Source organism: Streptomyces agglomeratus (assembly GCF_001746415.1).
In the GTDB taxonomy this organism is placed as follows: domain Bacteria; phylum Actinomycetota; class Actinomycetes; order Streptomycetales; family Streptomycetaceae; genus Streptomyces; species Streptomyces agglomeratus.
On record NZ_MEHJ01000001.1, the window covers coordinates 4,190,810 to 4,211,320 of the forward strand.

General features: G+C 71.6%; 24 protein-coding genes, 1 tRNA gene and 1 pseudogene. 9 read left to right on the forward strand and 17 right to left on the reverse strand.

The window, feature by feature from the left end; all coding sequences use genetic code 11:
* Positions 1–8: 8 nt before the first annotated feature.
* From AS594_RS18165 to AS594_RS18175, 3 genes are all read right to left on the reverse strand, one after another.
* On the reverse strand, positions 9–827 hold the full coding sequence (locus AS594_RS18165) for a YceI family protein (RefSeq protein WP_069932607.1): 819 nt from the start codon (positions 825–827) through the stop codon (positions 9–11).
* A gap of 168 nt (positions 828–995) precedes the next feature.
* Positions 996–3,347, reverse strand: a complete 2,352-nt coding sequence (locus AS594_RS18170; protein ID WP_478078925.1) for an MFS transporter — start codon at positions 3,345–3,347, stop codon at positions 996–998.
* A gap of 94 nt (positions 3,348–3,441) precedes the next feature.
* On the reverse strand, positions 3,442–3,936 hold the full coding sequence (locus AS594_RS18175; RefSeq protein ID WP_069932605.1) for a MarR family winged helix-turn-helix transcriptional regulator: 495 nt from the start codon (positions 3,934–3,936) through the stop codon (positions 3,442–3,444).
* Positions 3,937–4,147: 211 nt separating this feature from the next.
* Between AS594_RS18175 and AS594_RS18180 the strand changes: the two genes are divergently transcribed.
* Positions 4,148–4,363: a hypothetical protein gene (locus AS594_RS18180; protein WP_069928038.1), complete on the forward strand. Its 216-nt coding sequence runs from the start codon at positions 4,148–4,150 to the stop codon at positions 4,361–4,363.
* A 67-nt stretch (positions 4,364–4,430) separates the two neighbouring features.
* On the opposite strand, the gene AS594_RS18185 is transcribed toward AS594_RS18180, so the two are convergent.
* The 9 genes and pseudogenes from AS594_RS18185 to AS594_RS18220 form a co-directional block, all read right to left on the reverse strand.
* Positions 4,431–5,333 carry a hypothetical protein gene (locus AS594_RS18185; RefSeq protein ID WP_069935171.1) on the reverse strand — a complete coding sequence of 301 codons (903 nt, stop codon included), beginning with the start codon at positions 5,331–5,333 and terminating at the stop codon, positions 4,431–4,433.
* Positions 5,334–5,412: 79 nt separating this feature from the next.
* Positions 5,413–6,279 (reverse strand): RNA polymerase sigma factor SigF, encoded by an 867-nt coding sequence (locus AS594_RS18190; RefSeq protein ID WP_069928040.1) that lies wholly within the window; start codon positions 6,277–6,279, stop codon positions 5,413–5,415.
* Positions 6,280–6,500: 221 nt separating this feature from the next.
* Positions 6,501–7,359: pseudogene (locus AS594_RS18195) on the reverse strand (RNA polymerase sigma factor SigF).
* Between the two features lie 180 nt (positions 7,360–7,539).
* Complete coding sequence (locus AS594_RS18200; RefSeq protein WP_069932603.1) at positions 7,540–7,833, reverse strand: Dabb family protein; 294 nt, start codon at positions 7,831–7,833, stop codon at positions 7,540–7,542.
* A 9-nt stretch (positions 7,834–7,842) separates the two neighbouring features.
* Positions 7,843–8,007, reverse strand: a complete 165-nt coding sequence (locus AS594_RS44705; protein ID WP_167368029.1) for a hypothetical protein — start codon at positions 8,005–8,007, stop codon at positions 7,843–7,845.
* Between the two features lie 94 nt (positions 8,008–8,101).
* Positions 8,102–8,188, reverse strand: a tRNA-Ser gene (locus AS594_RS18205).
* Between the two features lie 129 nt (positions 8,189–8,317).
* Positions 8,318–8,746 carry a tRNA adenosine(34) deaminase TadA gene (gene tadA, locus AS594_RS18210; protein WP_079148456.1) on the reverse strand — a complete coding sequence of 143 codons (429 nt, stop codon included), beginning with the start codon at positions 8,744–8,746 and terminating at the stop codon, positions 8,318–8,320.
* A 74-nt stretch (positions 8,747–8,820) separates the two neighbouring features.
* The gene (locus tag AS594_RS18215; RefSeq protein ID WP_069928042.1) at positions 8,821–9,378 is read right to left on the reverse strand and encodes a tRNA adenosine deaminase-associated protein; all 558 of its coding nucleotides are present in this window, start codon (positions 9,376–9,378) and stop codon (positions 8,821–8,823) included.
* A gap of 184 nt (positions 9,379–9,562) precedes the next feature.
* Entirely contained in the window at positions 9,563–9,760 is a 198-nt protein-coding gene (locus AS594_RS18220; protein ID WP_176733114.1) for a hypothetical protein, read from the reverse strand.
* A 108-nt stretch (positions 9,761–9,868) separates the two neighbouring features.
* Here AS594_RS18220 and upp point away from each other — a divergent pair, with 108 nt between their 5' ends.
* A complete protein-coding gene (gene upp / locus AS594_RS18225) occupies positions 9,869–10,504 on the forward strand; it encodes a uracil phosphoribosyltransferase (RefSeq protein ID WP_069928044.1) in 636 nt (211 codons plus the stop codon).
* Between the two features lie 13 nt (positions 10,505–10,517).
* Here upp and AS594_RS18230 read toward each other — a convergent pair whose 3' ends face one another.
* The 4 genes from AS594_RS18230 to abc-f all read right to left on the reverse strand — a co-directional run bounded on the left by AS594_RS18230 (position 10,518) and on the right by abc-f (position 14,011).
* A complete protein-coding gene (locus AS594_RS18230) occupies positions 10,518–11,150 on the reverse strand; it encodes a LytR C-terminal domain-containing protein (protein WP_069932602.1) in 633 nt (210 codons plus the stop codon).
* Between the two features lie 123 nt (positions 11,151–11,273).
* Entirely contained in the window at positions 11,274–11,576 is a 303-nt protein-coding gene (locus AS594_RS18235; protein WP_069928046.1) for a type II toxin-antitoxin system VapB family antitoxin, read from the reverse strand.
* Positions 11,577–11,775: 199 nt separating this feature from the next.
* The gene (locus AS594_RS18240; protein WP_069928047.1) at positions 11,776–12,366 is read right to left on the reverse strand and encodes an HhH-GPD-type base excision DNA repair protein; all 591 of its coding nucleotides are present in this window, start codon (positions 12,364–12,366) and stop codon (positions 11,776–11,778) included.
* Positions 12,367–12,376: 10 nt separating this feature from the next.
* Positions 12,377–14,011, reverse strand: coding sequence for a ribosomal protection-like ABC-F family protein (gene abc-f / locus AS594_RS18245; RefSeq protein ID WP_069932601.1), 1,635 nt, complete (start codon positions 14,009–14,011; stop codon positions 12,377–12,379).
* 237 nt (positions 14,012–14,248) lie between these two features.
* Here abc-f and AS594_RS18250 point away from each other — a divergent pair, with 237 nt between their 5' ends.
* The 4 genes from AS594_RS18250 (at position 14,249) to AS594_RS18265 (ending at position 16,355) form a co-directional block, all read left to right on the forward strand.
* Positions 14,249–14,764, forward strand: a complete 516-nt coding sequence (locus tag AS594_RS18250; RefSeq protein ID WP_079144531.1) for a hypothetical protein — start codon at positions 14,249–14,251, stop codon at positions 14,762–14,764.
* A gap of 113 nt (positions 14,765–14,877) precedes the next feature.
* Positions 14,878–15,123 (forward strand): hypothetical protein, encoded by a 246-nt coding sequence (locus tag AS594_RS18255; RefSeq protein ID WP_069928049.1) that lies wholly within the window; start codon positions 14,878–14,880, stop codon positions 15,121–15,123.
* 120 nt (positions 15,124–15,243) lie between these two features.
* Complete coding sequence (locus AS594_RS18260) at positions 15,244–15,801, forward strand: helix-turn-helix domain-containing protein (RefSeq protein ID WP_069928050.1); 558 nt, start codon at positions 15,244–15,246, stop codon at positions 15,799–15,801.
* On the forward strand, positions 15,798–16,355 hold the full coding sequence (locus AS594_RS18265; RefSeq protein WP_079144530.1) for a GNAT family N-acetyltransferase: 558 nt from the start codon (positions 15,798–15,800) through the stop codon (positions 16,353–16,355). The genes AS594_RS18260 and AS594_RS18265 overlap by 4 nt, the downstream gene beginning before the upstream one ends.
* A 48-nt stretch (positions 16,356–16,403) precedes the next feature.
* Here the strand turns inward: AS594_RS18265 and AS594_RS18270 are convergent, their stop codons facing one another.
* Entirely contained in the window at positions 16,404–17,417 is a 1,014-nt protein-coding gene (locus tag AS594_RS18270; RefSeq protein WP_141743756.1) for a helix-turn-helix transcriptional regulator, read from the reverse strand.
* Between the two features lie 259 nt (positions 17,418–17,676).
* Here AS594_RS18270 and AS594_RS18275 point away from each other — a divergent pair, with 259 nt between their 5' ends.
* From AS594_RS18275 to mpaB, 3 genes are all read left to right on the forward strand, one after another.
* The gene (locus AS594_RS18275; protein WP_069932600.1) at positions 17,677–18,060 is read left to right on the forward strand and encodes a hypothetical protein; all 384 of its coding nucleotides are present in this window, start codon (positions 17,677–17,679) and stop codon (positions 18,058–18,060) included.
* Between the two features lie 65 nt (positions 18,061–18,125).
* A complete protein-coding gene (locus tag AS594_RS18280) occupies positions 18,126–19,103 on the forward strand; it encodes an LLM class flavin-dependent oxidoreductase (protein ID WP_069932599.1) in 978 nt (325 codons plus the stop codon).
* 265 nt (positions 19,104–19,368) lie between these two features.
* Positions 19,369–20,511: a daptide biosynthesis RiPP recognition protein gene (gene mpaB, locus AS594_RS18285; RefSeq protein WP_069932598.1), complete on the forward strand. Its 1,143-nt coding sequence runs from the start codon at positions 19,369–19,371 to the stop codon at positions 20,509–20,511.

Below are 20,511 nucleotides of genomic sequence, written 5' to 3' on the forward strand. Positions count from 1 at the left end.
TCCGGCCGCTAGGCCGCCGGCAGCCTGTCCCCCTGCACCGCCTGTATGTCGAGCTCGACCCGCAGCGTCGCGCCGATCGCCGAGATGCCCGCCCGGACGACCTGGTTGTAGTTCATGGCGAAGTCCTCCCGCCGCAGCTCCGCCGTGGCCCGGAAGGCCGCCCGTACGCCGCCCCACGGGTCCGGGCCCGTCCCCAGGTAGCTCAGGTCCAGCTCGACCGCGCGGGCGACGCCGTGCAGCGACAGTTCGCCGTGCACCGTCCACCGGTCCGGACCCGCCGGGGTCAGGCCCGTACTGCTGTACGTGATCTCCGGGTACCGCTCGACGTCCAGGAAGTCGGGCGACTTGAGGTGCCCGTCTCGCATGCCGTCGCCGGTGTCGATGCTCGCCGCGCCGATCACCGCCTCCACCCGCGACTTGCCGAGGTCCTCGGCGATCTCGACGCGGCCGCCGAACTCCAGGAACCGCCCGTGCACGCTGGACAGCCCGAGGTGCTGGGCGACCGCCGCCACCGACGAGTGCGCGGGGTCCAGGGTCCAGGTGCCGGGCGGCGGCAGTTCCACGCCGCCCTGGCGGGCCAGTACGACCGTTCCGGCGTCCGCGCGCCCGCTCGCCGTGACGAACGCCGTGGACGCGGCGGGTGCGTAACCGGCCGCCGTCACGATCACCGTGTAAGGACCGGCCGGCAAGGGAGCATCGGTCCTTACCGCTCCCTCCGCGTCCGCCGCCGCGCGGAGCACCTGCGTGCCCGTCGTGTCGGTCACGGTCACCACCGCGTGCTGGACGGCCCAGCCGTCCCGCGTCCGTACCTGTGCGCGAAGTCCCATCCCGTTTTCTCTCCTTGCGAACGAATGACGAGGGCCCCGGGCCGGGACCGACAGGCGTCCCCTGCCTGTCGGCCCCGTACCGGGGCCCCTTTTCCGCACCGGCCGGGTCACGGGTGGCGCGCCTCCGCTCGGGACGCGCCCCCCCGCGACGCGGCCGGGGGCTCTGGACTACTCGCCCGGGTGGGCGAGTTCGATGTCGTGGCCGTCGACGCCGCGGCCCGTGACCGTGAGCGCTCCGGCCACCGGCGGGTAACCGGTCGCGACGACCGTGTACTCGCCCGCGTCGAGGTCGGCGAAGGCGTACGCCCCGTCGTCCCCGGTGGTGGAGCCGGCGACCACGTTCCCGGCCGCGTCCATCAGCGTCACGCGGGCATCGGCCAGTGGCCGCCGCCCGGCGCCGCCGCGCACGGTGCCCCGGACCAGCGCACCGGACCGGAGTACGACCTCGACCCGGGTGACGCCCTGGCCGCCGATCTCGACCGGCAGCGCCACCGGCCGGAAGCCGGCCGCGTTCACGGCGACGGTCACCGTTCCGGGGATCAGCTCGCCGAAGACGAACTCGCCCCCCTCGGCGGACTTGCCCGTGGCCAGCACGTCGCCGCGCACGTCGGTCACGACGACCATGGCGTCCCCGACGGGCAGACCGCCGTCGGCGGTGCGCACGGTGCCGGTGAGGCCGCTCGTACCGGACAGGAGGATGTCGTACGCGACGGGCTCGTCCGCCACGACCACCGTGGACGCCTGCGGCTGGAAGCCGTCGGCGGAGGCGATCAGGACGTACGAACCGGCCGCCGGGGCGTCCAGCGCGTAGCGGCCGTCCTGGGCGACCGCGCGCCCGAGCTGCCGCCCGGCCAGGGAGATCAGGGTGACGGCGGCGTGGGACACCGCCGTGCCCTCGGCCGTACGGACCGTGCCGTGCAGGGTCCTGCCGGTGGCGGGCGGGGCGGCCGCGACGGGCGCCTGCGTGGCGGCGGCCGCGTCGGCCGTCTCGGTACCCGGCTCCGCCTGCGCCGACTGCGGGGCGTCGTCGTTGGACGACTTCAGGGCGACCTCCTTCACGAACAGCACCAGGACCAGACCGACCAGCGCGATGGGCGCGGCGTACAGGAAGAGGTCCGCGATCCCGTCTCCGTACGCGCTCTCCATCACGGTCCGGATCGGCTTCGGCAGCGCGTCCATGTCCGGGATGGTGTTCCCGCCGGCCGCCGCGCCGCCCGGCTTGATGTGGAGGGCGGCCAGGCCGTCCTCGACGTAGTGCGTGATCCGGCTGGAGAGCACCGCGCCGAGCGCGGAGACGCCGACCGCGCCGCCGAGCGAGCGGGTGAAGGTGACCAGCGAGCTGGCCGCGCCGAGTTCGGCGGGCTTCACCTGGTTCTGGGAGGCCAGGACCAGGTTCTGCATCATCATGCCGAGGCCGAGGCCCAGGACCGCCATGTAGACGGCGACCTTCCAGTACTCGGTGTCGTACGTGATCGTGCTGAGCAGGCCGAGGCCCGCGACCAGGCCGACGCCGCCGCCGACCAGGAAGCCCTTCCAGCGGCCGGTCTTGGTGATGATCTGACCGGAGACCGTGGAGGAGACGAACAGGCCCGCGATCATCGGAATCGTCATGACGCCGGACATTGTCGGCGACTTGTCCCGGGCGAGCTGGAAGTACTGGCTCAGGAAGACGGTCGAGCCGAACATCGCGACACCGACGAACAGGCTGGCGAAGGACGTGAGCGCGATCGTGCGGTTGCGGAAGAAGCGCAGCGGGATCAGGGGCTCCGCGGCCTTCGTCTCGACCACGACGAAGATCAGGCCGAGCAGGACCGAGCCGCCGACCATGGCGTACGTCTGCCACGAGATCCAGTCGTAGTCGTCGCCCGCCAGGGTCACCCAGATCATCAGCAGGGAGACCGAGGCGGCCAGGAAGAACGCGCCGAGCCAGTCGATCTTCACCTTGCGGCGGACGACCGGGAGCTTGAGGGTCTTCTGGAGGAGGACCAGGGCGATCGCCGCGAACGGCACGCCGACGTAGAAGCACCAGCGCCAGCCGAGCCAGTCGGTGTCGGTGATGACGCCGCCGAGCAGCGGACCGCCGACCGTGGCGACCGCGAAGGTCGCGCCGATGTATCCGGCGTACCGGCCGCGCTCACGCGGCGGGATCATCGCGGCGATCACGATCTGCGACAGCGCCACCAGACCGCCGGTACCGATGCCCTGGAGCACCCGGAAGGCGATGAGCGTGCCGGTGTTCTGCGAGATGCCGGCGAGCGCCGAGCCGATGACGAAGATGACCAGGGCTATCTGGACCAGCAGCTTCTGGCTGAAGAGGTCCGCCAGCTTGCCCCACAGGGGGGTGGTCACGGTCATGGACAGCAGGGCGGCGGTGACGACCCAGGTGTACGCGCTCTGGGTGCCGTCGAGGTCCCTGATGATCTCGGGGAGGGCGTTGGACACGATCGTCGACGACAGCATCGCGACGAACATGCCGAGCAGAAGACCGGTGAGGGCCTCCATGATCTGCCGGTGAGTCATCGGCGCGCCGTCGGAGGAGTGGTGGTGGGACCCCTGCTTGGCGTGGCCGCCCCGCACACCGGCCGGTGTGGTCGTAGCCATTGAATTCCTTTGCTTACGCGGGTGTTGCGGGTGGAACGGGCACTTCTGCGTCGTGCTGGAAGTGGTGCGGAGCCCGGGCCCGGCAATCGCCGAAGCTGTTGCGCAGGCGGGCCAGCATCGTGTTGAGCTGTCCGACCTCTTCGTCGGACCAGTCGTCGAGGGCACCGGCGAGGGCCTGGGTGTAGCGCTCGGAGAGTTCCTCCAGGAGCACCCGGCCCGCCGGGTTGAGCCGCAGGATGCGGGAGCGCTTGTCGTACGGGTCGGGGGCCCGGTCGATCCAGCCGCGCTCCGCCACGTGCGCCACGTTCCGGCTGGTTACCGACATGTCGACCGCGAGGAGCTCGGCGAGCCGGCTCATCCGCATCTCGCCGTGCCGGTCGAGAAGGGTGAGTACGGCGGCCGATCCGGCCGGGCAGTGCGCGGGGAGGACGCGTGCGAGATCGCGCTTCACGGCACCGATGGCACTGAGCTGCCGGGCCAGTTCCTCGAACCGGCTCTGTGCGGCCATGGGCACCTCCGAACATCTTGTTGCTTAGGGCAACCATAGAAGTAGTTGGTTGCTCCAGGCAAACGAATTCGGGCCTGTGGGAGTAAAGGAACCCAAAAGGCTCCGTGCGCGACGGGTCAAGGACGTCCGGGGGGCCGGTAAAGCCGCAGATCACGCCGGGCGGAGGGTCCGGGGGTGTGCTGAGCGGCCCACTTCGCTAGGGTCGTGCCCCATGGCACACAACCCCCATGCTCCGCAGGGCCCCGAGGGTCAGCACGACCCGGCGGGCAGCACCCAGATGTTCCGCGCCTTCGTGGACGACGGCGAACCGCAGCGACAGCAGCCGGCCGCGGCCACCGCGCCGGGCGGCCCCAGGACCGGCCTGATCGTCGGCGTCGTGGCCGTCGTCGTGATCCTCGCGGCGGTCGCCTGGCTCGCGTTCGGCTGATCACGCACCGCGCGGATCACCCGACGCATCCGATCGGTCCGCGTATCTGATCGCTCCGCCCGGCCGGTCACTTCCAGTCGGCCGTGACGTCCTGGGTCTCGACACGCATGCCCAGCGGCACCCGCCAGGCGTCCACGCACACGGTGTACGTCTTCGTCACGGCCGCACCCGCGGCGATCGGCCCGGGCAGCGGCTGGGTCGACGTCCGCGTGCCCCAGTCCACACCGAGCGCGCCGATGATGTGCGTCCCGAACGTCACGGTGCCCGAACGGACCGCCGATTCCCCGGTGTTGCGGAACGGTACGGTCACCTGCTCGCACCACCGCTTCTCGCGGGGGGGCAGCAGGGGGTCGCCGACCTTGAGCACGGCCGGTCCGGCGGGCGGCGCGGGGGAGGCGCCACCGGAGCCGTCTCCTGTCCCCGGGCCGTCTCCCGGCGGTCCTGGCGAGTCCGGTGATCCGGGCGGCCCCGGGGTGCCGGGCGACCCGCCGGCCGGCGGCTTCGCCGGCGTATCGCCGCCACCGGTACCGCCGCCGCCCCCACCCGTACCGGCGCTGCCGCCCCCGTCAGGGGCCTGTGGCTTTCCCGGGGCCGCGGGAGCGTGCGTCGCGCCGGGGTCCCCGCCCTCGGCGTCCGGCCCGTCGGACTTGGAAGCCCTGCCGTCGCGGGGAACGGCCGCACCGGCCTCCGCACCGACGGCGGGGGAGCCGCGCCCGTCGCCACCGCTACGCGCACCGCCGCGCGAGGCGTCGTCGCCGTCGAGCGGTACCAGTTCGACCCCGCCCTCCGGCGGTACGGCCCGTCCCGGCGCCCGCTCCGGACCCCGGCCCGCCGCTCCGATCGCCGCATAGCCGTCGTCGTCGCCGTTCCCGCCGCCGCACGCGGCCAGTACCCCGCCCAGACCCAGCACAACCGCCGCGGCGCCCGTAGCGGCACCTCGGCGGCCGTGCGTCAGACCATGACGTCGCATCGCGCCAGTGTGTCTGACGCACCGTCAATTAGAAACCCCGCCGACCGACCCCGCCGACCGACCCGGCCGATCGCGGAGGTCAGTCCGCGATGAGCCCTTCCCGCAACTGCGACAGCGTGCGCGTCAGCAGCCGCGAGACATGCATCTGCGAGATGCCGACCTCTTCACCGATCTGGGACTGCGTCATGTTCGCGAAGAACCGCAGCATGATGATCTGGCGCTCGCGCGGCGGCAGTTTGGCCAACAGCGGCTTCAGCGACTCGCGGTACTCGACGCCTTCCAGCGCCGTGTCCTCGTAGCCGAGCCGGTCCGCCAGTGAACCCTCGCCGCCGTCGTCCTCCGGGGAGGGCGAGTCCAGAGAGCTCGCGGTGTAGGCGTTGCCCACCGCCAGCCCGTCGACGACGTCCTCCTCCGACACCCCCAGTACGGCGGCGAGTTCGGGGACGGTCGGCGACCGGTCGAGCTTCTGCGCGAGGTCGTCGCTGGCCTTCGTGAGCGCGAGGCGCAGCTCCTGGAGGCGGCGCGGGACCCGTACCGACCAACTCGTGTCACGGAAGAAGCGCTTGATCTCGCCGACCACCGTGGGCATCGCGAACGTCGGGAATTCGACGCCCCGTTCGCAGTCGAACCGGTCGATCGCCTTGATCAGGCCGATCGTTCCGACCTGGACGATGTCTTCCATCGGCTCGTTGCGGCTGCGGAAACGGGCCGCGGCGTAACGCACCAGGGGGAGGTTGAGTTCGATGAGCGTGTCCCGTACGTACGTACGGTCAGGGCTGTCCTTGTCCAGGGCGGCGAGCCGCAGGAAGAGCGAGCGGGACAGAGTGCGGGTGTCGATTGCTTCCGGCTGTGCGGCGACGAGCGGCGGCTGAGGAGCCGTCACCTGGTCGAGCACGGCGGGCACTTCCTTCGTGAGCACCTTCGAGCTGCCCTGTTCTGCGGACATGCCGGCCCCCTTTCAAGCACTGAGGTCGCTGACGGTAGCGGCGGACGCTCCCGTCGGAGGAAGCAGCCTCCACCTGAATACCGGCGGCGGAGCTGCGGCAAACGCGGTTCCAGCAGAATGTCACATGTCGGCAACACGCTGTAGCGCCAAGTCGACAAATCTGCGCAGGAAAAGGGGGGTGTGCGGCTTTTCGGCCATTCGACGGGTACTACCCGATCCGGTTACGCCTCGATTCGATTTGCGGATCTGAGGCGGGCGAAGCTCCTCGCCAGAAGTCTTGACACATGCATCTGCGAGACGCCCAGTTCGGCACTGATCTGGGACTGCGTCAGATTGTTGTAGTACCGGAGCAGCAAAATCCGCTGCTCGCGCTCGGGCAGCTGTACGAGCAGGTGCCGCACGAGGTCGCGGTGTTCGACGCCGGCCAGTGCCGGGTCCTCGTAACCGAGCCGGTCGAGCAGCCCCGGCAGCCCGTCACCCTCCTGGGCGGCCTCCAGCGAGGTCGCGTGGTACGAGCGCCCCGCCTCGATGCACGCCAGTACCTCGTCCTCGGGGATGCGCAGGCGCTCGGCAATCTCGGCGGTCGTGGGAGAGCGTCCGTGGGCCGTCGTGAGGTCCTCGGTGGCCCCGCTGACCTGCACCCACAGTTCGTGCAGCCGCCGGGGCACGTGGACGGTTCTGACGTTGTCGCGGAAGTACCGCTTGATCTCGCCCACGACGGTCGGCATCGCGAAGGTGGGGAACTGCACGCCGCGGTCGGGGTCGAACCGGTCGATCGCGTTGATCAGCCCGATCGTTCCGACCTGTACGACGTCCTCCATGGGCTCGTTGCGGCTGCGGAACCGGGCGGCGGCGTACCGGACCAGGGGCAGGTTCGCCTCGATGAGCACCCCGCGCACGCGGTTGTGCTCGGGCGTACCCGGGGCCAGCTCCTTCAGCTCGGCGAACAGCACCTGCGTGAGGGCCCTGGTGTCCGCGCCGCGGCTTTTGGGGGTGCTTCCCGCCGGGGGTCGGGGCGGTCTCGGGAGGGAGTGGTTGGAGCTGCTGGGGTGGTGCTTGAGGCGCTGTACTGGCCGGCACGGTCACGCCACCCCTTCTCTCGGTCAACCACGGTCAACTCATCCGTCAAAAGCGGTCATAGCATCACAAGACATGTGCACTGTGTGCAAGCACCGCATAACTCCGTGTTGACACCAAGTGGGGATGTAAACATGCAAAAACCCCACACCTGAACGGTGCGGGGCCTGCTGGCGCGGGGTCTCAGAACTCGTAGTCGGCGATCACCCACGTGGCGAATTCACGCCACTGACCGGCGGCCGCCTGGTGGGCCGGGTGCTCGATGTACCGCTTCAGTGCCTCGCGGTCCGCGACCGCCGAGTTGATGGCGAAGTCGTACGCGATGGGCCGGTCGGTGATGTTCCAGGCGCACTCCCAGAACTCCAGTTCGGGGACGACACCGTCGAGCTCCTCGAACGCCTTCACGCCGGCGAGGACGCAGGGCTCGTCCCGCTCGACACCCTCGTTGAGCTTGAAGAGGACCAGATGGCGGATCAAGGGGTACTCCTACTGGATCAGCTGGGACATGAACTCGCCGACGCCCTGGGCGGCACTGGACACGCCCTCGAAGCCTATCTGGACCAGATCGGCCGCCCGCTCGGGGGACGTGATGATCGTGTACAGCACGAAGACGACGAGCATGTACAGCGCTATCTTCTTCGTTTGCACCATCTGTGCGGCCTCCCCTGCCGGTCCCGTGAGTCGCGTGAGTCTAACCGCACAACACGAGAGCCCCGACTCGGGGAGTCGGGGCTCTCGTTCTGAGCGGTAGCGGTGGGATTTGAACCCACGGATAGCTTGCACCATCACACGCTTTCGAGGCGTGCTCCTTAGGCCACTCGGACACGCTACCGAGAGAGAGCTTAGCCCACACCGGGCCGTGCTCCGAAATCGGTTCCCCGGCGTTCCCTCCGGAGAGCCGTCAGCAGTCCCTCAGAGGTCCCTCAGAGGTCCCTCGGCGGTCCTGCGGAGAAGGAGACCGTCAGCGGTCCCTGAAGAAGGCCGTCAGCTGCGCCGAACACTCCCTTTCGAGGACACCGTGGATCACTTCGGGCCGGTGGTTCAGCCTCCGGTCCCGTACGACGTCCCAGAGCGAGCCGGCGGCGCCCGCCTTCTCGTCGAGCGCTCCGTAGACCACCCGCTCCACCCGGGACTGCACGAGTGCTCCCGCGCACATCGTGCAGGGTTCCAGGGTGACGACGAGCGTGCAGCCCGTCAGCCGCCACTCGCCGAGCTCGCGCGCCGCCCTGCGGATGGCCAGCACCTCGGCGTGCGCCGTCGGATCACCCGTGGCCTCGCGCTCGTTGTGTCCCGCCGCGAGCAGCGAGCCGTCGGGAGCCAGCAGGACGGCGCCGACCGGCACATCGCCGGCCTCCGCCGCCCGCGCCGCCTCGTCCAGGGCAAGGCGCATGGGCGCCCGCCACCGGTCCCGGACCGGGTCCGGTCCGGGGTCCGGTTGCTGTTCCTCTGTCACCGCGGGGTTCACTACTGGACGGTCTCCAGTACGTCGGCGGCCCCCAGCGCGTCGGCGATCTCCACAAGGGCGTCCGTGCCGAGCGCCAGCAGGTCCTTGTCGGAGAGGCCGAGGTCCGCGAGGATCCCCGTTTCCCCGACCGGACCCGCCGGTACGACGCCGCCGTCGTCCGCCGTGATCTCCTCCTCGTCGTTTTCGTCGTTCCCGTTGATGGTTTCCGCGTCCGGTTCACCGTCCTCGGTGCCGTCGAGGTCGACGAGCTCCTCCAGGGCGTCCAGGTCCTCGGGGTCCCGGCCGAGCAGTTCGTCGGTGAGCAGGATCTCCCCGTACGAGGAACGGGCGGCCGCGGCCGCGTCGGAGACATAGATGCGCGGGTCCTCCTCGCCGTCCACCCGGACGAGGCCGAACCATGCGTCTTCCTGCTCGATGAAGACGATCACCGTGTCGTCGTCGACCGTGGCCTCGCGGGCCAGATCGGTCAGGTCGGACAGGGTTTCCACGTCGTCGAGCTCCGTGTCGCTCGCTTTCCACCCGTCTTCGGTGCGCGCGAGCAGTGCGGCGAAGTACACCGTGACTCTCCCACTGGTCTTGAGAAGTGCCGGTTGGAGTTCCTCCCGGCCGGAGGGTGTGCCTGAGGTGGGGAGAAACCGTTTCGCAGCTCCGAGCCCCGCCCACTCGGAATCGTGGCAGAAGAAAGCGTTCCGCGAGAGGTCTTCCGCTCTTGCGTCGTGTACCAGTCCTGCGAGAACGCCCCTACCAGCGGAAGGTACGCATCCGCATCTGCTGCCGCATCCGCGCCGCCCGGGCCCGGCGCGGCTGTACCCGCTCGCGCAGTGCCTTCGCCTCGTTGAGTTCGCGCAGGAACTGGGCGCGCCGCCGCCTGCGGTCGGCCTCCCCGGTGCCTTCCCGCCGTTCCTGGTCCTGTTCCCGCTCCTGGTCCTCGTCCGGCATCGGCCACACCACCCCAAGCCCGAGTCTGCCCCCCCCACCCCACCTTCCCCCGGCCGGCGTGTTGATGCCAGCGCGAGCGGGCCCGTATGCCCGGTTACTGTTGACGTCATGCGGATCCACGTCGTCGACCACCCGCTGGTGGCGCACAAACTCACCACGCTGCGCGACAAGCGCACCGACTCTGCGACCTTCCGGCGCCTCGCCGACGAGCTGGTCACCCTGCTCGCGTACGAGGCCACCCGGGACGTGCGCACCGAACAGGTCGACATCCAGACCCCGGTGACGGCGACGACGGGCGTGAAGCTGTCCCACCCCCGCCCCCTGGTCGTACCGATCCTGCGGGCCGGTCTGGGCATGCTGGACGGCATGGTGCGGCTGCTGCCGACCGCCGAGGTCGGCTTCCTCGGAATGATCCGCAACGAGGAGACGCTCCAGGCGGAGACGTACGCCACGCGGATGCCGGAGGACCTCTCCGGCCGTCAGGTGTACGTCCTCGACCCGATGCTCGCCACCGGTGGCACCCTGGTCGCGGCGATCCGTGAGCTGATCAAGCGCGGCGCGGACGATGTCACGGCGGTCGTGCTGCTCGCGGCGCCCGAGGGCGTCGAGGTCATGGAGCGCGAGCTCGCCGGCACACCGGTCACCGTGGTCACCGCCTCGGTCGACGAGCGGCTCAACGAGCACGGCTACATCGTGCCGGGGCTCGGCGACGCGGGCGACCGGATGTACGGGACCGCCGGCTAGCAGTCGGGCGTACTCAGCACTTCTTGGAGGGCGCGGGCGCGGGCCTGGCCAGAGCGGCCAGGGCCTTGTCCGCGTCCTTCTTCGTCGTCAGCGACTTGAACGCCGTGCCCAGGATCAGGTCCACGTCCTTGCCCTTGCGGGTGTCGGCCTTCTGCACGGCGCCCCTGAGCTGCGTACCCAGTACGGGAAGCACCTCGGAGACCGACTTGGGCGCGCCCAGCACCATGCCGGGGCCCTTGACCTTCTTGTCGTACTCCGGCGGCGCGTTGCCGACCTTCCCGACGGTGAAGCCGCGCTTCTTCAGCTCGTCGGCGGTCTCCTTGGCCAGACCGCCGCGCTTGGTCGCGTTGTAGACGTTGACCTTGATCTTGGCGGGCTTCAGCAGGGTGGCGCTGCGCGCGGGAGCGGAAGGCGCGGCGGCCTTCGTGCAGTCCTTGCCGCGTTCCGCGGCCGAGGTCTTCTTCGTGCCACCGGTGAAGACGTCGATGAGCTCCAGCGTCCCCCAGCCGGCCAGACCGAGGGCCACGAGGGAGGCCACCATCGCGACGCTGGTCCTGCGCCGGTTCCGGGGGCGTCGCATGCGGGGGTACTTGTCGCCCGTAATGCGGTACTTTCCGCCCATGCCGGGGGGTGTCAGCATGCTCATGGGCGCAGCGTAGTGCGCCTCGGTGACGATGCCTACTAAATGATCAATGACACCGGGTCAGGCCAACCCATAAGGCCCAATGCGACGTCCGTTCGGGCGGTGGTGCGGCCGGGCCGGCGTGTCTCAGGTGCGGTCGAGTTCGAGGACACGCGCGTGCAGCACTTGGCGCTGCTGGAGCGCGGCGCGGACCGCGCGGTGCAGTCCGTCCTCCAGGTACAGGTCGCCCTGCCACTTCACGACGTGGGCGAAGAGGTCGCCGTAGAACGTCGAGTCCTCGGCCAGCAGTGTCTCGAGATCCAGCTGACCCTTGGTGGTCACGAGCTGATCGAGGCGGACCGGGCGCGGCGCGACATCCGCCCACTGCCGGGTGCTTTCCCGGCCGTGGTCGGGATACGGCCGGCCGTTTCCGATGCGCTTGAAGATCACACGGAAAGCCTACCGGGCAAGCGGCTCCGGGCGCAGCCATGAGGACGGGGTGCAAAGGGCGTATTCGTCGCCAGAACGGGACCAAATCATGAGCGGAACTAACCCCTCCGGTGATGTGGAGCGGTCCTGATGACGGAAAAAGCGGGCCGGGCGGGCTTCCCCCGTACGGAGTACGCCCCCAGCGCGCCGCGCCTGCGGGCTACTTCGCCGGAGCCTTCTTCTTCGCCGCCGCCTTCGTCTGCTGCTTGAACGCGCGGACCTTCGCGAGGGACTCCGGGCCCGTGATGTCCGCCGCCGAGCGGAACGCGCCCTCGTCGCCGTACGACCCCGCCGCCTCCCGCCAGCCCTCCGGGCGTACGCCGAGCTGCTTGCCCAGCAGGGCCAGGAAGATCTGCGACTTCTGCTTGCCGAAGCCGGGCAGCGCGTTCAGCCGGGCCAGCAGTTCCCTGCCGGTTTCGACGTCGCGCCAGATCGCGGTCGCGTCGCCGTCGTACTCGTCGACCAGGTACTGGCAGAGCTGCTGCACGCGCTTGGCCATGGACCCCGGGTAGCGGTGCACGGCGGGCTTGGCCGACAGGAGCTCCGCGAAGGCGTCGGGGTCGTACGCCGCGATCTCGTGCGCGTCGAGATCGTCGGCGCCGAGCCGCTGGGCGATCGTGTACGGGCCGGCGAACGCCCACTCCATCGGGACCTGCTGGTCGAGCAGCATGCCGATCAGGTCGGCGAGCGGGCTGCGGCCGAGCAGTTCGTCGGCCTCCGGTTGCTGGGCGAGACGGATGTCGGGGCTCATCCTCCGATGATCACGCACCCGGGCCGGCTTCGCACACCTCACCGCCCGCCATGTCCAGCCGGGTGCCCGTGAACGAGCGCCGCATCCGCCGGTCGTGCGTGACGATCACCAGCGTGCCCGCGTAGCCGGCCAGGGCCGCTTCGATCTCTTCGACCAGGGCCGGAGCGAGGTGGTTCGTCGGTTCGTCGAGGAGCAGCAGGTCCACGGGGTTCGTGACGAGCCGGGCCAGTTCGAGCTTGCGGCGGCCGCCGGTGGACAGGGCGCGTACGGGCTTCGCCAGGTCGGCCTCGCGGAACAGGCCCAGGGAGAGCAGCTCGTGGGCGCGGTCGGCCGGTCCGAACGCCTCCAGGACCGTACGGCTGTCGCCGCCGGGGGCCGTACGGAAGGTGTCCTGGCGCAGGAAGCCGGTGCGCGGGGGCCGGGTGGCCGTGCCGCTGACGGGTTTCAGCTCGCCCGCGAGGACCTGGAGCAGCGTCGACTTGCCGGCGCCGTTGGGCCCGGTGACCAGCACGCGCTCACCCGGCTCGAAGCGCAGCGAGCCGACGCGCAGGCGCCCCGGCACGCGTACGCCGTCGAGCCGTGCCCCGGTCGTCCCGTCCGCCGCCCCGCCGTCGATGCGGGCCGAGAAGCGCAGCGGACGGGGGGGCGGCGGCATCGGGCGCTCGGTCAGCCGGTTCAGGTGCTCGCGGGCGCTGCGGATGCGGCTCATCGCGCCGTGCGCGCGGGACCTGGCCCGGAAGGCGCCGGCGCCGCTGAAGGAGGCCGGTGCCTTGCGGGGGATGGCGGAGAGCAGAACGGTGTTCGTCTCGGCGAGGGCGGATCGCCGGGCCACCTCGGCGCGCCACTGCTCGTACTCCCTGGCCCAGCGGGCACGGGCGGCGGCCTTGGCGGTGAGGAAACCGGCGTAACCGTTGCCGTAGCGGCGTACCGTCCGCAGGTCCTGGTCCACCTCCAGCACGGTCGTGGTGACGCGGTCGAGGAACGTCCGGTCGTGGGTGACCGCGACCACCGTGCCGCGATGGGCGCGCAGGTGTTCCTCCAGCCAGCCGACGGCCTCGTCGTCGAGGTCGTTGGTCGGTTCGTCGAGCAGCAGCACCTCCGGCGCGGCGGCCAGCGTGGCGGCGAGCGCGAGCCGTGAGCGCTGGCCGCCGGAGAGCGTGCCGAGGGGACGGGCGCGGTCGAACGGGGTGCGTTCGCCGAGCCTGCGCAGGGTGATGTCGACGCGGCGGTCGGCGTCGTGGCCGCCGCGCGCCTCGAACTCCGCCACGAGGGCGGCGTACGCCGAGAGCCCGGCCGGGCCGGCGTCGCCGAGCCCCGCCTCGGCCTGCCTCATGCGCCGCTCCAGCGCCCGCAGTTCGGCGAGGGCGAGATCGACGGCGGCGCCGACGGGCGCGGTGGGCGGCAGGTCGAGGGTCTGGGCGAGGTGACCGACGCCGCCGTGGGCGGTGAGGGTGACGGTGCCGTTGTCGGGCTTCTGGAGGCCGGCGAGGAGGCGGAGCAGTGTGGACTTGCCGGACCCGTTGTCGCCGACGACGCCGGCTTTCTCGCCGGGCCGGACGGTGAGGGAGACGCGGTCGAGGACGACGTGGTCGTCGTACCGCAGGGTGACGTCGGACAGGGCGAGCCGGGTGCCGGATCGGAGCAAGAGGGAGCCTTTCTTCTTCAGCAGGGTTGCGAGACGGAACGGTTCGTCTCGCTAAGAAGATAAACGCCTGCCCGCCGCCCCGCAAGACGTTTCGTCTCGCCATCCCGCCGGCTCAAGCCCGTGGGCGGACGGAGCGGACCCGGCCAATGATCGAAGGGCGACGAAGGCGATGAAGGTACCGAGGCGAATCCGCGCGACCGGCCGGATTCGGGTGACCGACCCGGAAGGACGAGCCGCATGTCCGACGCACCACCCCCGCCACCGCCCGGCGACCCGCGGTGGGGCCCCCGGCCACCGGGCGGCGGCCCGCCGCCGCCCGCCTGGGCCGGTTACCCGCCGACGCCCCCGATGCCTCCTCGAAAGCGCCGGATCTGGCCGTGGGTGCTGCTCGGCCTGGTGCTCCTGTTCGCCGGCGGCTGCATCGCCGTCATCGCCACGGTCACCACGGTGGTGGACGAGGAGTCGACCCGGACCGTGACGGTGAGGTACGCCGTGACGGGCGACGCCAGGGACGTCACCATCAGGTACACGACCTGGCGGGAGGGTGACGCCTCGTCCACCACCGTGACCGACGCCCGGCTCCCCTGGCGGGAGGAAGTCGAGACCACCGGCCTGGTGAAGGGCGGCTCGCTGACCGTCGTCACCGGCGCCTCCGGCGGCACCGCCACCTGTTCCGTGACGGTCGACGAGAACGCGCCCAGGACCGCCACGGCCACCGGCAGGTTCGCGACCGCGACGTGCGACGACTTCTGACGCGGCGGTCGGAGGTGGCGGCCGGAGGCGGCGGTCGGCGGGCATGATTGTCGTACCCCCGTGGAACGATGCCGAAGTCGGCCGTAAAACAGGGCAGTTCGCGGGTGGGGGTCATGGTCTCTTACGACGAGAACGACGTGTGCGACGCGTGCGGTGTCCCGCGCGGCAGGTGGCGGGCCGTGCTGGCGATGACGCTGTGCGGCCCCTGCGAACGGACCGGGGGAAGCCGCCCCGGCCCCGAACCGGTGCTGCTCGCCGAGGTCCTGGCCGCCGCGACCGCCGAGCTGACGCTCGCGGCGCGCACCGGCCGCTTCGACCTCTTCCCGGCCCGCATACCGGCGGCCGAGAGACCGTCGTGAGGGATTGGTGATGGGGACTCGTGAGGGGGACTCGTGGCAGGGGAGCCGGCCGTAGCGATTGGGCGGGGGAGCCGGCCGTAGCGATCGCGCTCGTTTCGTATCTGAGATAACTTCTCTGATATGAGAACAGTCGACGATCGTCTGGCCCACCGGCTCGCGGAGCTGCGCACCGAGCGCGGCTGGTCGCTGGACGAGCTGGCGCGGCGTACGGACATCAGCCGGTCGACCCTTTCCCGGCTGGAACGTGCGGAGATCAGCCCGACGGCGGCCCTGCTGGGGAGCCTGTGCGCCGCGTACGGGCGGACGATGTCGCAACTGCTGGCCGAGGTCGAGTCCGAGCCTCCACAACTGGTGCGCGCCGAGCGCCAGTTGGTGTGGCGCGACGAGGAATCGGGCTTCACCCGGCGGTCGGTGTCCCCGCCGCACCCCGGCCTGCGGGGCGAGATCGTCGAGGGGGCGCTGCGGCCGGGCGCGGACATCACGTACGACGGGCCACCCGTGCCGGGCATCGAACAGCACATCTGGGTGCTGGAGGGCGTACTGGAGGTCACGGCGGGCGGCGCTGTCCACGAAATCCGCGCCGGGGACTGCCTGCGCTTCCGCCTCTGGGGCGATTCCCGGTTCCACTGCCCGGGCCCGGACCCGGTCCGCTACGCGGTCGTGGTGGTCCTGCCGTGACCGCCGCGACCCGGACGCCCGTCATCACCCGGCTGACCGCCGGCGAGTTCCGCGACAGTGTGCCGGACCTGGCCCGCGTCCTCGTGGACGCGGTCGACGGCAACGCGTCCGTCGGCTTCCTCGCCCCCTTCCCGTACGAGGAAGCCGCGGCGTGGTGGACCGCGCAGCAGCCCGCGGTGGACGACGGCAGCCTCGCCGTGTGGGCCGCCCGCGGTCCGGGCGGCGGCATCACCGGCACCTTCGGACTCGCCCGCGGGCCCAAGCCCAACAGCCGGCACCGCGCCGAACTGGTCAAGCTCATGGTCCACCGGGACGCGCGCGGACAGGGCCTGGGCCGCGCCCTGCTGGCCGCCGCCGAAGAGGCCGCCGCCGACGCGGGTGCCACGCTCCTGCTGCTGGACACCGAGACCGGCAGCCCCGCCGAGTACCTCTACCGCGCGGCGGGCTGGACCCGCTACGGCGTCGTACCCGGGTACGCGGGCGATCCGGCCGGCACCCCGAAGGATTGCAGCTTCTACTTCAAGCGCCTCGACCCGACGCCTCGCACGACGTAGAAGACCGGCCGTCAGGCCACCCGGCCCCGGCCACCCGGCTCCCGGCCCTCAGATCCAGCCGCGGTCGCGGGCCAGGAGCGCCGCCTGGAAGCGGTTCGCGGCGCCGAGCCGGTGCATGAGGTCGGCGATGTACTTGCGGTACGTGCGCACGGAGAGGCCGACCTCCCGTGCCCCCGACTCGTCCTTGTCCACCTGGTACATGGTGGACAGGATCCTGCGCTCCACGTCGGTGAGCTGCGCGCCGGGGTCGGAGGTGTGCCCCAGCAGGTCGCGGATGTCGGTGGCGTCGTTCCACATGCGCTCGAAGAGGGAGACGAGGTTGGCCACCAGCCCCGGCTCCCGGACGAGCAGCGCGCCCTGCACCGAGGCGGTGGGGTCGATCGGGGTGAGGGCGGCGGTGCGGTCGAAGACGAGCAGGCGTTCCAGCGGGCGGTCGGAGATCCGTATCTCGGCGCCGGCCGCGACGAGTTCCGAGAGGTAGGCCAGCGTCGGCGGGTCACCGGCGGCGGCGGCGCCCATGATGGTCCGCATCCGGACGCCCCGGCGCAGGATGCGGGTGTCCAGCGGGCGCGAGGCGGCGATGCTCTCGGCGGTCAGGGTGCCGTGCGGCTGGGTGGTCAGGCCCTCGCTGCGCGTGTAGAAGGTGAGTTCGTCGATGTGGGCCCGGATCTGCTCCAGGCCCTCGATGCGCTCGATCGCCGGACGGTCGGGGGCGCTCAGCCCCGGGGCGGGACGAGCGGTCGCGCGCTCGTTCAGCAGCGATTCGACCACGTCCTCCTCGACCACCACCCGTTCGAGCTCCTGGCGCAGTTCGTGCACCTGCTGCTCGATGAGCCGCTGCACGGCCTTGGCCGGCGGGGCGGGGCGGCTCCTGCCGTCCACGGACGGCTCGGCCAGGTCCCGGGTCAGAAGACGTTCGAGGGCGGCGGCCGTCTGCTGCGGGCCGGTACCCAGTTCGTCGGCCAGCTCACCGGCCGTCGCCTCGGTCAGCCGCAGCAACGCGCGGTAGCACCGCTCGTCCTCGTCGCTCACGCCCAGATACGCCAGAGTTCCCCGCTGCACGACTCCCCCAGTGCTGGCGCCACCGCCCCGGCGAGCGGCGGCCGTCCGCCCCGATCGTACAGCGGTTGTCTTGATACGGCCGTTTCGCGCCTTCCGTGGAACGCGGCGCTCCGGGCCGTGGGTTGCACCGTCCCCGTGCAGCAAGCTGCGGTCGGCGGTGCAGCAAGCTGCACGCTTCCACCGCCCCGAAGTGCCCGCCGGGTTGGCAGTCTTCTCCTTGTCGGAAACGACGCACCGCACACCAGGGGGACACCGCACCATGACCGGAAACCAGTTTCGTACGCAGACCCGCACGCTGACCGCCCGCGCCGCTCTCGCCGCCGCACTTGGACTCGGCGCTCTCCTGACCGTCGGAGCGCCGGCGGCATCGGCGGCCGACGCGCAGCCCGTGGAGCGCCCGCAGATCACGACGGCCGCCGAGAGTTCCACGGCGGGCGGCGCGGGCTCCGGGAGCGTCACGGCGGACGAGGCCGGTTCCACGGCCGGGGAAGCGGCGCAGGACCGCTGCATCCTCTACATCGGCGGCACCTGCAAGGTGCGGGCGACCGGGCCGGGCGCGGGGATCTTCAAGCCCGGCGGCCATGTCGTCATCAAGCCCGGCACCGGCTTCCCCGGCGGCCTGAACACGTTCGACTGGGCCTGACCGCCCCACCCCGCCCGGCCCACCGACCCGCCCGACCACCAGGCAACCCGAACCAGGAGCGAGCCATGACCGCGTACTCGGTCCTCATCCCCTTCGTACCCCGCAGGCCCGAGCAGGTCCTCCCGTACGCGGCACTCGTCCAGTGGACCGGGGCGCGGCGGCTGTGGCAGGGCCAGTCCCTAATCCTGGAACCGCACCAGACCTTCGCCCACGTGGCGGGTGCCGGGTTCCGGGTACCGGTAGGGCTCGGGGTGACGCTGATGCCGCTGCGGCATCCGTACGAGGCGGCGCTCCAGGCCAGGTCGCTGGCGATGCTGACGGGGCAGCCGGTGGTGGCCGGGTACGGGCCGGGCGGTACGTCGCTCCAGCGCAGTCTGCTCGGCTCCCCCTACCGCAGTCCGCTGACGGCGGCCCGGGAGTACCTGGGTGTCGTACGGGGGCTGCTGACGGGAGCTTCCGAGGAGGAGGTGGCGGCGGCCGGCGGAGAGTACTTCTCCTGCCACGGCCGGCTCGCCCCCTACCCGGCGCCCCAGGTGGAACTGGGACTCGGCGTACTGCGGCCGGGAATGGCCAGGGTCGCGGGGGAACTCGCGGACGTCGCCATCACCTGGCTGGCGTCGGCCGACTACCTGGCCGAGCAGATCATGCCCGCCCTGCGCGAAGGCGCCGCCACCGCCGGCCGCCCGGTGCCCAGGGTGGCCGCCATGGTGCCGCTCGCGCTGACCAGGCCCGAACGCGAGCCCGCGGAGCTGGCGCTGGCGAGCAACGCGGCACACCTCCAGGCCCCGCACTACCAGGACATGCTGCGGCGCTCCGGCATCGAGGCGCGTGACGAGGAGCCGCTCGCCCGCGCCAAGGCGCTGGTCGACGGCGACGCGTTCCTCAGCGGCGACCTCGACGCGCTGACGGAGAAGCTGGCGCGGTACGAACGGGCGGGCGTCGACGAGGTCGTGCTCAACCTGACCGGAGTCGCCAACCTCTTCGGTCCGCAGGCCGCCATGGCCGAACTCAAGACCCTGCTGGCCGCGCTCGGCGTGAGCTGAGCCGGCGGGCCGCGACCGACCCGCCGTACCCGTACGACGGCTCCGTACCGCTCCCGCGACGGACCCGTACCCCCACGACCCTTCCACTCTTCGCGCGGTGCGCCGACGCCCGGTTCGGCATGCGCCCGTACGACACCCACCCCACATCGTGAACCGCCCGCCCGGCGGCCGGACCGCCACGGGCAGCCCCGGCGCGACACCGCGCCCGCCGGCCACCGAACGTCATCACCCCACGCCGTGATCGCGGCATGAGAGGAGGAATCCCATGAGTGCCACCAAGAGACACCTGATGCAGTGGGGCACGGGGAGGCCGGCTACGGCCGGTTCCACCGGCTCCGAGTCCGCACCCGGATCACGGCGCGGCGCCGCCACCGTGGTCCTGGAGGACCCGGGACACCTCGACGCCGTACTCGCGGCGGGCCTCGCCGGCCCCGGCGCCACCGTCTTCGTCCCCGGTCACCCGGGTACGGAGGCGGGTACCGGTCCGGACGCGGGACCGGCCGTGATCGGGTACGAGGGTTCGTTCGGCGAGCCCGGCGGTGAGGGCTCGATCGGCTCCGACTTCTACCTCCAGGTGCAGAGCTACGGCGTCAGCGCGTACATGTCGGTGGTCGGCCCCACGCTGCTGCGGGTCGCCGACGAAAGCGACTTCGAGGCTTTCCTCGACGACGCCGACCGGGCGCGGCACGACGGAGTGTTCGCCGACTTCCTCACGCACCCCGTCATGCAGCTCGCCGATCTCCCCGCCCTGGGCGCGGGACCGTCCGGCGACGGTCCGCTGCTGCGGCTGCACGTCGCGGCCGACGGCGGCGTCTCCACCTCTCCCACGGGCCGTCGCCTCGGCGAGCCGGGCGACGCGTTCACCGTCCTGGAGGAGAACTGGCGGCGGTACAACGAGGAGTCCGCGCAGCCCTGTCCGGTTGCCCTCGGGCTGGTGCTGCCGGAGGAAGTACGCTCCGCCGCCCTCGCCGCCCGCCCCTGGCTCGGCCGGTACCTGGCCGCCGTCGACGGCCTGCGCGACCTGCGGGCCCGTGGCCTCGACCGGCTGCGCGTCTCCGGGTTCGGCGGCCGGATGCTGCCCGCCCTGGAGGCGGTGCCCGGCGCGGACACGGGAAGCGACGTACCGCTCCTGCTGTGGAACGAGGACGCTTCCTTCCTCTACAGCGCCCACAGCGCCCACAGCACCGATTCCGGGCACGGGCCGGGCGCCGGCCGCAGGCTGTTCCAGCTGGAGCGGAAGGCCGCGCAGGCGGCCGAGGCGCTGCTGGTCCTGGGATCGCGGCCCGCCGCGGCCGAGTTCGCCGATGAGGAGCACCTGGCGGCGGTCGACCGGTTCTTCACCGGGGCGGGCGTGCCGCTGGACTCCGTCGGGGCTGTCGCCGCCGCCTCCGTACCGGCAGGGCGGTGA